This window comes from Bacteroidota bacterium, from assembly GCA_038746285.1.
Classification (GTDB): domain Bacteria; phylum Bacteroidota; class Rhodothermia; order Rhodothermales; family JANQRZ01; genus JANQRZ01.
The window spans coordinates 45,317-55,676 of the sequence record JBCDKT010000025.1 but is presented as its reverse complement, the minus strand read 5'-3'; the positions used below and the strand labels follow the sequence as shown (position 1 = coordinate 55,676).

Here is a 10,360-nt window from a genome sequence, read left to right as displayed (position 1 = left end):
GTGCTGGAGGGGCGGTAGAGTGGGAGGAGTGGGAGGAGTGGGAGGAGTGGGAGGAGTGGGAGGAGTGGGAGGAGTGGGAGGAGTGGGAGGAGTGGGAGGAGTGGGAGGAGTGGGAGGAGTGGAAAGAAAAGCCGAGAAAGTTACTGACCCCGTTGCGCTCCGCGCCGACGCTCTTCCTTCCCCTTCCTCCCGTTCTCCCCATTCCTCCCACTCCGCGCCGAAGGCGCACTCCCGGATCAGCCCACCGCCTGCGCCGTTGGAGTCCTCGCCCTTCTCCCGCTGCCCCTCGCGCCATGTCCGACGACCTCGCGTTCGACCTGCTCAACAAGCTGCCGCTCGGCATCCTCGTCTACCACCTCGAAGACCCCGAGGACCCCGGCTCGCTCCGGCTCGTCCAGGCCAACAAGGCCGCCTCGGTCGCTCTCGGCTTCGACGTGCGGCCGGACCTCGGCAGGACGATCCGCGAGGCGTCGTCGCAGGCGCTGGGGACGGACCACGCGGCGGCGTACGCGAGCGTAGCCCTGACCGGCGAGGCGCGTGACCTCGGCGCGGTCGAGTACGGCGACGACCGGGTCGAGCGCGGCGTCTTCCGCGTGTGCGCGTTCCCGCTGAGGGGGCGGCGCGTCGGCGTCCTCTTCGAGGAGGTCAGCCGGCGGCAGAGCAACGAGCGGCGGCTCCGCCTGCTGACGAGCGCCGTCGAGAACGCCCGCGACTCCGTCGTCATCACCGACGCCCGGCTCGACGAGCCGGGGCCGGAGATCGTCTACGCCAACGCCGCCTTCACGCGGCTGACGGGCTACACCCTCGCCGAGGTCCTCGGGCGGAACCCGCGCTTCCTCCAGGGGCCGGAGACGGAGCGCGCCGTGCTCGACCGGCTGCGGGCGTGCCTGGAGGCGGGCGAGTCCTTCTCCGGCGAGACCTACAACTACCGCAAGGACGGCACCCCGTTCGTCATGGACTGGGAAATCGACGCCATCCGCGACAGCGGCGGCCGCGTCACCCACTGGGTGGCCACGCAGCGCGACGTCACCGAGCGCCGCCGCGCCGCGGCCCGGCTCGCCGAGCGGACCGACGACCTCGCCGGGTTCTCCGAGGACCTCAAGCTCCTCCACCGCATTACCACGACGCGCCACGAGACCGCCGCCGAGGCGTTCCAGGCCTACCTCCGCACCGGCTGCGAGATCTTCGAGATGCCCATCGGCATCCTCAGCGAGACGCCCGTCGTGGACGAGGCCACGGGCGAGCGGAGCTACCGCCTGCGCACGGTCGAGAGCCCCGTGCCGGAGGTCCACGCCGGGATCGAGATGCCGCTCCGGGAGTCGTTCTGCGACGCTGTCGTCGAGCGCGGGACGACGGTGAGCTACGCCGACGTGTCGGCCGAGGACGACAGCGTGACGTGCAAGGCTGCCCATGCCGAGCACGGCCTCCGCGCTTTCATCGGGACCCCGCTCGTCGTCGACGGCGCGCTCTTCGGGACACTGAACTTCGTCTCGCCCGAGCCGCGCCCCGAGGGCTTCGCCGCCCACGAACACGAGCTCGTCGAGGTCATGGCCGAGTCCGTCGTGCAGCTCCTCAGCCTGGAGCGCGCCGAGGCCGCCCGCCGCGAGGCCGACGCCCGCATCCGCTCGGTCGTCGAGACGGTCGAGGAGGGGCTGATGATGGTCGACGCCGAGGGGCGCGTGCTGATGAGCAACCCGGCGGCGCAGGAGATGCTCGGGCTCGACGAGCGCATGGTCTTCGAGCGCGTGGCGGGCCTCCCGCGCTGGCGCCTGCTCCGCGAGGACGGCTCGCGCTTCCCCGACGACGACCTGCCCGAGCGCGAGGTCCTCCGCACCGGCCGGCCGGTCAGCGGCGTCGTCCAGGGCGTGGTCAAGCCCAGCGGCGAGACGTGCTGGTACTCGGTCAACGCCCGCGCCGCCGACCGCGCCGCCGACGGGGCCGTCGTCTCGGTCGTGCTCTCGTTCAGCGACGTCACCGAGCAGCGCCAGGCCGAGGCCGACCTCCGCGAGTCCGAGGCGCAGCTCCAGAAGGCCCAGGAGATCGCCCACATCGGGAGCTGGCACTGGGACATCGAGTCGAACGACCTCACGTGGTCCGACGAGATGTTCCGCATCTTCGGGCTCGAGCCCGACGCCATCAAGCCGAAGCTCGACAGCGCCATCGAGCGCCTCCACCCCGACGACCGCGAGCCCATCCGGGTCCTCCTCGCCCGCACCCTCGAGCACAAGTCGAGCTACGAGATCAACCAGCGCGTCGTCCATCCCGACGGACGCCTCCGGCACATCCACGCGCTGGGCGCGACCGTGCTCGACGCCGGCGGCGAGGCGGTCGGGATCCAGGGCACGGCGCAGGACGTGACCGAGCAGGTCGAGGCCGAGGCTGCGCTCCAGCGCTACGCCGACCAACTCGAGGAGCGCAACGCTGAGCTCGAGCAGTTCGCCTACGTCGCCAGCCACGACCTCCAGGAGCCGCTGCGCATGGTGTCGAGCTTTCTCCAGCTCCTCCAGCGGCGCTACGGCGAGCAGCTCGACGACACCGCCGACGAGTACATCGCCTACGCCGTCGACGGGGCTAAGCGGATGCAGAAGCTCATCCAGGACCTCCTGGCCTACTCCCGCGTCGGCACGCGGGGCAAGGCGTTCCGCCCGATCGACATGAACGAGCTCGCCCGCACCGTGCAGACGGACCTCAGCCAGGCGCTCGCCGACCACGGGGCGACGGTCGAGGTCGGCACCCTGCCGACGGTCTCGGCCGACGAGACCCAGATGCGGCAGCTCCTCCAGAACCTCGTCGCGAACGCCGTCAAGTTCCGCGCCGAGGCCGCCCCGGTCGTCCGCGTCTCCGCCGACGAGGTCGAGGACGGCGGCCGCCGCGTGTGGCGCTTCGCCGTCGCCGACAACGGCATCGGCATCGAGCCGCAGCACGCCGAGCGCGTCTTCCAGATCTTCCAGCGCCTCCACACCCGCGACGAGTACGAGGGAACGGGGATCGGGCTCGCGATGTGCAAGAAGATCGTCGAGCGCCACGGCGGGCGCATCTGGTTCGAGTCCGCCCCGGACGCTGCTCAGAGCGCCACCGAGGGCACGACGTTCTACTTCACCCTGCCCACGTCTCCATTCCCTTCCGGCCGCACCGATGGTTGATGAAACCCCACGTCCTATCGAAATCCTCCTCGTCGAAGACAGCCCCGGCGATGTGACCCTGACCATCGAGGCGCTCCGCGACGCCAAGGTGGCCAACAACCTCCATGTGGCCCGCGACGGCGAGGAGGCACTCCGCTTCCTCCGCAAAGAGCGCGAGTTCGAGGGCGTCCCCCGCCCCGACCTGATGCTGCTCGACCTGAACATGCCCAAGAAGAGCGGGCACGAGGTCCTGGCCGAGATGCGCGCCGACGACCGGTTCAAGAAGATCCCCGTCGTGGTGCTGACGACGTCGCAGAGTGAGGACGACGTGGCGGCCGTCTACAACCTCGCCGCCAACTGCTACGTCGCCAAGCCCGTCGACCTCGACCAGTTCCTCGAAGTCGTCCGCGCCATCGACGACTTCTGGCTCTCCCTCGTCAAACTGCCCTCGGAATGACGAACTGCGAATGCCGAATGACGAGTGGGCGCTGCGACAGGCCGCTCGACATTCGCCACTTGACACTCGGCATTTGACATGACCCGTATCCTGCTGGTCGAGGACAACCCCGGCGACGCCGTCATCTTCCGCGAGACGCTGGACGGCAGCGAGCTGGACTACGACCTCGTCCACGCCCAGCGCCTCGGCGAGGGCCTCGAGCACCTGGGCGGTGCGGCCTTCGACATCCTGATGGTCGACCTCTCGCTGCCCGACGCGCAGGGGATGGAGACCGTCGGCCAGGTCCGCGACGCTGCCCCCGACGTGCCGCTGATCGTGCTGACCGGCCTGGACGACGCGGCCTCGGCCGCCGAGGCCAAGCGCCTCGGGGCCGTGGACTACCTCGTCAAGTGGTACGTCGACAGCACCTCGCTGGCACGCTACATCCGCTACGCGATCGCGCAGTACGAGATAGAGCGAAAGCGTGCTGCGGACGAGACGGTCGCAGAACCTAGCCCGGCCCCGCCGCCGGCCGCCGAGGAGCCCGAAGCCGAGCGTCCGCCCCCGGACCCGCTCCCCGAGCCCGGCACGCCGGAGCCGGCGGATCCGCTGGCCGGCCCGTCGACGCCGCAGGCCGACGGGCTGCTGCGCGGCGCGGCCGAGTGCGCCCTCGCCTTCGCCGAGCGCTCCGAGCGTCGCAGCGCGTGGATGGCCGACGTGCTGCGCTCGGCGCTCGACCTGCACCGGGTGGCGGCGGGCGAAGTCGGGGTCCAGCCGGAGGGCGTGGACGTGCTCGACCTCGCGCGGCAGGCCGCCGCGGCGCAGCGAGGCCTGGCCATGCAGTGCGGCGTCCCGCTCCACGTAGACTCGGAGCGCAAAAAGGTCATGGCGCAGGCGGACCGCAACCTCGTCACCGGCACGCTGCGCCGCCTCGTGGTCGATGCCTTGCAGGCGGCCGACGCGGCCGGCGTCGAACTCCGCGTCGGCGTCGAGGGGCCGCAGGCCGTCGTCGAGGCGGTGTGGACCGAGAGCCGGGCGTCGCTCGACGCCGCCGCCGACTGCGTCGCGCTCGGCCGCAGCGTGGTCGAGCAGACCATGCGCCTGGCCGGCGGCGAGGCGCTGCGCCAGGGCGACGCCAGCGGCCGCCACGTCCTCACCCTCCGGCTGCCGGGGCCGGCATGAGCGCACCCGCCCAGCCGCGCCGCGCGGCGCTCCTCGTCTTCGCCAAGCAGCCCGAGCCGGGGGCCGTCAAGACCCGGCTGACGGCCCTCCTGACGCCGGGCGAAGCGGCCGATCTCTACGCAGCCTTCCTCTTCGACAGTCTCGACGCCTACCGGCACCTGGCGGAGACCGTGCCGCTCGACGTGCGGCTCTACCTCGCCCCGTCGGCCCGCCCCGCGCCCGAAGGCTTTGCCCCCGACGGGGCCTCCGTCCACGCACAGCGCGGCGACGGCCTGGGTGCTCGGATGCTGAGCGCCTTCGTCGAGACCTTCGTCGCGGGCTACGAGCGCGTCGCCGTGATCGGGACCGACCACCCGACGCTGCCCCTCGCGTTCGTCGCACGCGCGTTCGAGGAGCTGGCCGCGCCGCTCTCCGTCGTCCTCGGGCCGAGCGACGACGGCGGGTACTACCTCCTCGGGATGAACGAGGTCTACCCGCAGCTCTTCCAGGACATGACCTACAGCCACCCCCATGTCTTCGCCGAGACCCTGGACCGGGCGCAGGCTACGGGGGCGGCCGTCAGCGTGCTCCCTCCGTGGTACGACGTGGACACGCCCGACGCGCTCGGCCGCCTCGCCGCCGACCTCGCGGACGGGGAGGCCGCGCACGCGCCACGCAGAACCCGTGAACTCCTCGCCATCCTTTGCGAGAAATACGAAGCGCTAGTGTAGATTGCCAGCGTTAACCCGTCCTGCGCCCGTGCCGATAGGTTGAATCTCCAAGCCTTTGCCCCTCCTATGCACACCGTAACCGCTCCGACCCAGCAGTCGCTCGCCAACGGCGGCGGCAAGCTCAAGACCCTCGAACAGTTCATCCTCGAGCGCCAGAGCGACGTGCCCGGTTCGACGGGGCAGTTCTCGCGCCTGATCCGCGACATTGCCCTCGCGGCGAAGATCGTGGACCGCGACGTGCGCAAGGCCGGCCTCGTGGACATCTTCGGCGAGGCCGGGGGCGAGAACGCGACTGGCGACACCCAGAAGAAGCTCGACGTGCTCGCCCACGACGAGTTCGTCCGGGCGCTTCGGCGCGGCGGCGAGGTCTGCATGATCGGCTCCGAGGAGCACGACGAGGCCATCCCGATCCGCACCGCCGGCCACTCTGGCCGCTACATCGTGCTCATGGACCCGCTCGACGGCTCCTCGAACGTTGACGTCAACGTCTCGATCGGGACCATCTTCTCGATCTACCGCCTCCCCGAGGGCTGCGAGGAGCCGACGACCGAGCACTGCCTCCAGCCGGGCCGCGACCAGGTCGCCGCCGGCTACGTCGTCTATGGCTCCTCGACGATGCTCGTCTACACGACCGGGGCGGGCGTCAACGGCTTCACGCTCGACCCCTCCATCGGCGAGTTCCTGCTGTCGCACCCCAGCATCCAGACCCCGGACACGGGGCGCATCTACTCTATCAACGAGGGCAACTACCGCTCGTGGGAGGCCGGGACGAAGGACTACATCAAGTGGCTCCAGATCGAGGACGAAGCCACGGAGCGCCCCTACACCTCGCGCTACATCGGCTCCTTCGTCGCTGATTTCCACCGCAACCTCCTCAAGGGCGGCATCTACATCTACCCAGCCAACGTGCGCGACCCGCGCGGCAAGCTCCGCCTGATGTACGAGGCCAACCCGATGGCCTTCATCGTCGAGCAGGCCGGCGGCCGCGCCTCGACGGGCACCCAGCCGATCCTCGACGTGAAGCCGGAGATGCTGCACCAGCGCACCCCGGTCTACATCGGCAGCGCCGACATGGTGGAGATGGCCGAGGACTTCGTCGCCGGCCGCCGCACGCTGAAGGGGTGAAAGAGCGGATGAGCGGACGCGGGAAAGAGCGAAAAAGGGCATGGAGACCACGGTTCTGCCTGATCCTCTTCCGCTCTTCCGTTCTTCCGCTCTTTCTCGCTTGCCCCGCCCTCGCCCAGCCTGCCGACTCGACGATGAGGCAGGCAGAGCCGGCGGCCCCTGCCACCGTCGAGGTGCCGTTCGAGCGGCAGCCGGGGGAGCGCGGGACGCTGCGCGTCACCAAGACGCTCGCCGAGCGGGAGGACGGCCTCCTCGCCGACAGCCTCAGCGGCGCGTGGCTGGTCGAGACGCGGGTGCTCGCGGCCCGGCCGCGCGGGTACACGCTCGCCTGGACCTACCGCGCCGAGGACACGGGGGCCGCACCGGGCAGCCTTGCCCGCCGCGCCATCCGCTTCGACCTCCGGACGAACACGCTCGAAGGCGTCCCCATCGTCTTCCGCACCGACCGCACCGGGCAGCCGTACGAGATCGCCAACGGCGACAGCCTCCGTGCGGCACTCGACCGGGCGCTCCGCCGGCTCGCCCCGCGCCTCGCTCCGGAGCAGCGCCCCGCCCTCGACGTGGTCCGCGCCACCGCCGCCACCGACGACGGGCTGGAGAACCTGCTCCTCGCCGATGCCGAGCGTTTCTACCTCGCCTCCGGCGGGCGCTACCCCCCTGGGCGCGCCCTCACGTCGCGCTCGCTGCTGCCCAACCCGTTCGGAGGCGCGCCGATTCCGGCCGTGACCAGTTTCCGCCTGAGCACGCCGGCGGCGGCCGACTCCGTGCTCACCGTGCGCTGGCAGCAGACGCCCGACGCCGGAGCCCTCGCCCGCGTGATCATCAACCTCCTGCGCGAAGTCGCACCGGGCAGTCCTCGTCTCTCTCCCGACGAGATCGCTCAGCGGTTCGGGGTGGAGGAGGAGGCGACGTACCGCGTGGAGCAGAGGCGAGGCACCGTGCTCGGCGTGGACTACCGGAAGACCGTGCGCTTCGGCGGCCGGCTCCGCACGGAGCGCACGGCGATGGAGGCGTTGCCGAAACGAACCCCAGGCTGAGCGCGCCGTATCGCCTACCTTCCCAGCGCATCATGACGCAGATACTGAAGCAGGCTATCGAAGAGATAGCGACCTTGCCGGAGGACCGGCAGGAAATGCTGGCGCATCGCATCCTGGTCCATGTCGAGGAAGAGCGGCGCAAGGAAGCCGACCTGCTGGCTGCCCTAGACGTTGGGCTGAATCAGCTCGACCGAGGAGAGTCTGGACCTGTAGACTTCGAGGAGGTCAAGCGCCGAGGCCGAGAGCGGCTGGCGAACCGGCAAGCGGCGGCAGACTGATGGCGCGCCTGAGCTTCGCCGACCAAGCCCGCCTCGATGTCGACGACATCTAGTTCCACATCGCCGAGCGCAATCCTGCCGCTGCCGACCGGTTCGTCGACGAGGTACGCGACAAGTGCTGGATGCTCGCAGAGAACCCGCTGCTCGGCCAGTCGCAGGAGCACCGGCGGCCAGGACTGCGCAAAGGGCCGGTCGGGAGCTACCTGATCTTCTACCGAGCGACGAGGGACGGGGTCGAGGTGGCTCGCGTTCTACACGGCAGCCGAGACATCGACAGCTTGATCTGAACAACGAGCCAGGCAGCGTGAGGAGCGACCGGGGGAGGCTACAGGAAGACAGCAAACCCGACGGAGGCCGCGAGGAGCACCTCGCCGACGAGCGCGAGCCGAAGCTGCGCGAACGGAGCGCCGACCGCCGCTTCGGCTACGTTGATGTCGGGAAACTGCACGCCGGCCGAGGCGCTCGGCCCGAACCGCAGCCCGTCGTCGGCACCTTCGAACGACCCCTGGAACGCGTCGCACGCCGGGTCCCCGCCGCAGTCGAAGCCCGTCGTGACGTAGTACAGCGCGAGCCCGACCCCGCCGAACGGACGGAGGCCCTCGGCTCCCACCCGGGCGCTCAGTCCGGTCCTCGCCAGGAACCCGGACGCCGTCGCGTCGACGAGCGCCGTGTCCACCGCGTCGAGGAACACGTAGTCGACAGCGGGGCGGACCGAGAGCGCGAACGCGCCGCGCTCCAAGACCGGCACGTTCAGTTCGGCCCCCACAAGCGGGCCGGAGGCGCCAAAAGCGTAGCCAGCGTGCGGGACCGCGGCGAGCTGGGCGAGCGCGCCCGGCGCGCCGCACACGAGGCAGAGGAGCAAAAGGCGAAAGACGGACACGCCGGAAGATAAAGAAGCCCCGGCCCGCCGAAGCAGACCGGGGCGCTCGCGGAACGCAGCAGACACTAGTTGGCACCGAGCGGAATGCGAAGACCACCGAGGATGGAAATCGCGCTTCCATCGAGCAGGGTCAGGCGGCCCTGGACGTACGGCTCGCCAAAACCGAAGGCACCGGGGAAAGACACGCCGCCACCGAGGTTGAGGCCGAGATCACTGCTGCTGGCGTCGAAACCGCTGATGTCGCTGTCGACGGAGAAGATGCCGAAGGCCAGACCGGCGAACGCAAACGGAGCGATGGAGCCGTTCGGCGCGAACTTGGCCACTACGTCGCCATTGATCTGGATGTAGCTGGTGCTTACGCCCTCGAAGCCGAAGCCTCCGTCGAAGTCTTCCGTGAAGACGTACTCGACGCTCGGCGCGATGCTGAGGTCGAGGTTGCTGATCTCGAAGGGGGCCACGAACTCGCCTCCGACGCCGACGAGAAAGCCAAAGCCGCTTTCGATGTTGTAGCCGATGTAGGGCATCAGGACGAACTGAGCTTGGGCCTTTTGCGCCGTGAAGGGCAGAGCAACGGCGATGAGGAGGGCGAGGGCGAATGCTTTACGCATAGCGTATTCGGGGTTGGGTTGAACGAGGGGGGAGGGTGTCGCGTAGGGGGGTGAGTACCCCCGGTCCATCACGACAAAAATAAGCAAGGCAGGTCACTCAATGGCATCACCCCTTCACGTAGTAAGCAAAACAGCGGACCCTTCACACAACCCAGCTGTGTCCGCGGAAGCCCGGCCGTTCCTCACACCGTCACCATTGAGTTTGGACTTCGAAGGCTTCGGCGAGGAGACCTTTGCCGTGCTGGAGCGGCTGCGCGAGGAGCCGCACATCGGACAGTACCGGAAGGAGAAAGAGGCGATCAAGCAGTTCGTCACCGACCCCTTCAAGCGCTACCGCGACGACCTCGCCCTCAACTGGGTGATCCCGAACCGGCTGGGGTTCGAGACCGAGAAGAACGTCTTCAGCCGCCTCCTCAAGAATGACTTCGGGGCCGGCGGCTGCCACCACCACCTGTGGATGGCCTTCTACCGCCCGCCGCGCCGCCGCCTCTCCGACGTCCAACTCTCGCACGGCGTCTACCCCGACGGCTTCGCGTTCGGCCTCTACGCCGGCGAGTACGCCAAAGACCTCTTCGCGCAGGCGAAGGCGCGGATGCAGGCGCACCCCGAGCAGACGCTCGCGCTCATCAACGACCTCATCGAGCAGGGCTACACGTTCAGCTACGCCCCGACGGTGACCAAGAAGCAAACCTCGCCGAGCTTCGCCGAGCCGATAGACGCCCTCCCGGACGACCTGGGCCGGGCGAAGGGGCTGTGGATGCGGCGGAGGATGCCGCGCGAGGCTGTGCTCGAAGCCGGGCCGGACCTCGTGCGCCACGCCATCGGCGCGCAGGCGGAGCTGTGGCCGCTCTACGCGTGGTGGGCTGAGGGCGCATAGACGCAGTGAAGCACGCCAGGACGGGGTCTGCGTATCGGGTCGGCGGGGTCGAGGCAGCGGTCTCCTCGCCGTTGCATGGTTCAGTATGGCTCCTGTACCTTCCGC

General features: G+C 69.7%; 10 protein-coding genes. 8 read left to right on the top strand and 2 right to left on the bottom strand.

Going from position 1 to position 10,360, the window contains the following annotated elements; all coding sequences use genetic code 11:
• Window positions 1-293 precede the first annotated feature (293 nt).
• The 7 genes from AAGI91_09840 (at window position 294) to AAGI91_09810 (ending at window position 7,890) form a co-directional block, all read left to right on the top strand.
• Window positions 294-3,143: a PAS domain S-box protein gene (locus AAGI91_09840; protein ID MEM1042918.1), complete on the top strand. Its 2,850-nt coding sequence runs from the start codon at window positions 294-296 to the stop codon at window positions 3,141-3,143.
• Entirely contained in the window at window positions 3,136-3,579 is a 444-nt protein-coding gene (locus tag AAGI91_09835) for a response regulator (protein MEM1042917.1), read from the top strand. The genes AAGI91_09840 and AAGI91_09835 overlap by 8 nt, the downstream gene beginning before the upstream one ends.
• Window positions 3,580-3,657: 78 nt before the next feature.
• A complete protein-coding gene (locus AAGI91_09830) occupies window positions 3,658-4,740 on the top strand; it encodes a response regulator (protein MEM1042916.1) in 1,083 nt (360 codons plus the stop codon).
• Window positions 4,737-5,450 carry a TIGR04282 family arsenosugar biosynthesis glycosyltransferase gene (locus AAGI91_09825; protein MEM1042915.1) on the top strand — a complete coding sequence of 238 codons (714 nt, stop codon included), beginning with the start codon at window positions 4,737-4,739 and terminating at the stop codon, window positions 5,448-5,450. The genes AAGI91_09830 and AAGI91_09825 overlap by 4 nt, the downstream gene beginning before the upstream one ends.
• 66 nt (window positions 5,451-5,516) lie before the next feature.
• Window positions 5,517-6,575 carry a class 1 fructose-bisphosphatase gene (gene fbp / locus AAGI91_09820; GenBank protein MEM1042914.1) on the top strand — a complete coding sequence of 353 codons (1,059 nt, stop codon included), beginning with the start codon at window positions 5,517-5,519 and terminating at the stop codon, window positions 6,573-6,575.
• Between the two features lie 134 nt (window positions 6,576-6,709).
• Complete coding sequence (locus tag AAGI91_09815) at window positions 6,710-7,612, top strand: hypothetical protein (GenBank protein MEM1042913.1); 903 nt, start codon at window positions 6,710-6,712, stop codon at window positions 7,610-7,612.
• A gap of 32 nt (window positions 7,613-7,644) precedes the next feature.
• Window positions 7,645-7,890 (top strand): hypothetical protein, encoded by a 246-nt coding sequence (locus tag AAGI91_09810; protein ID MEM1042912.1) that lies wholly within the window; start codon window positions 7,645-7,647, stop codon window positions 7,888-7,890.
• Between the two features lie 325 nt (window positions 7,891-8,215).
• Here AAGI91_09810 and AAGI91_09805 read toward each other — a convergent pair whose 3' ends face one another.
• Entirely contained in the window at window positions 8,216-8,770 is a 555-nt protein-coding gene (locus AAGI91_09805; protein MEM1042911.1) for a hypothetical protein, read from the bottom strand.
• Window positions 8,771-8,835: 65 nt separating this feature from the next.
• Window positions 8,836-9,378, bottom strand: coding sequence for a hypothetical protein (locus tag AAGI91_09800; protein ID MEM1042910.1), 543 nt, complete (start codon window positions 9,376-9,378; stop codon window positions 8,836-8,838).
• Window positions 9,379-9,580: 202 nt separating this feature from the next.
• Between AAGI91_09800 and AAGI91_09795 the strand changes: the two genes are divergently transcribed.
• Window positions 9,581-10,255 carry a hypothetical protein gene (locus tag AAGI91_09795; protein MEM1042909.1) on the top strand — a complete coding sequence of 225 codons (675 nt, stop codon included), beginning with the start codon at window positions 9,581-9,583 and terminating at the stop codon, window positions 10,253-10,255.
• Window positions 10,256-10,360 lie beyond the last annotated feature (105 nt).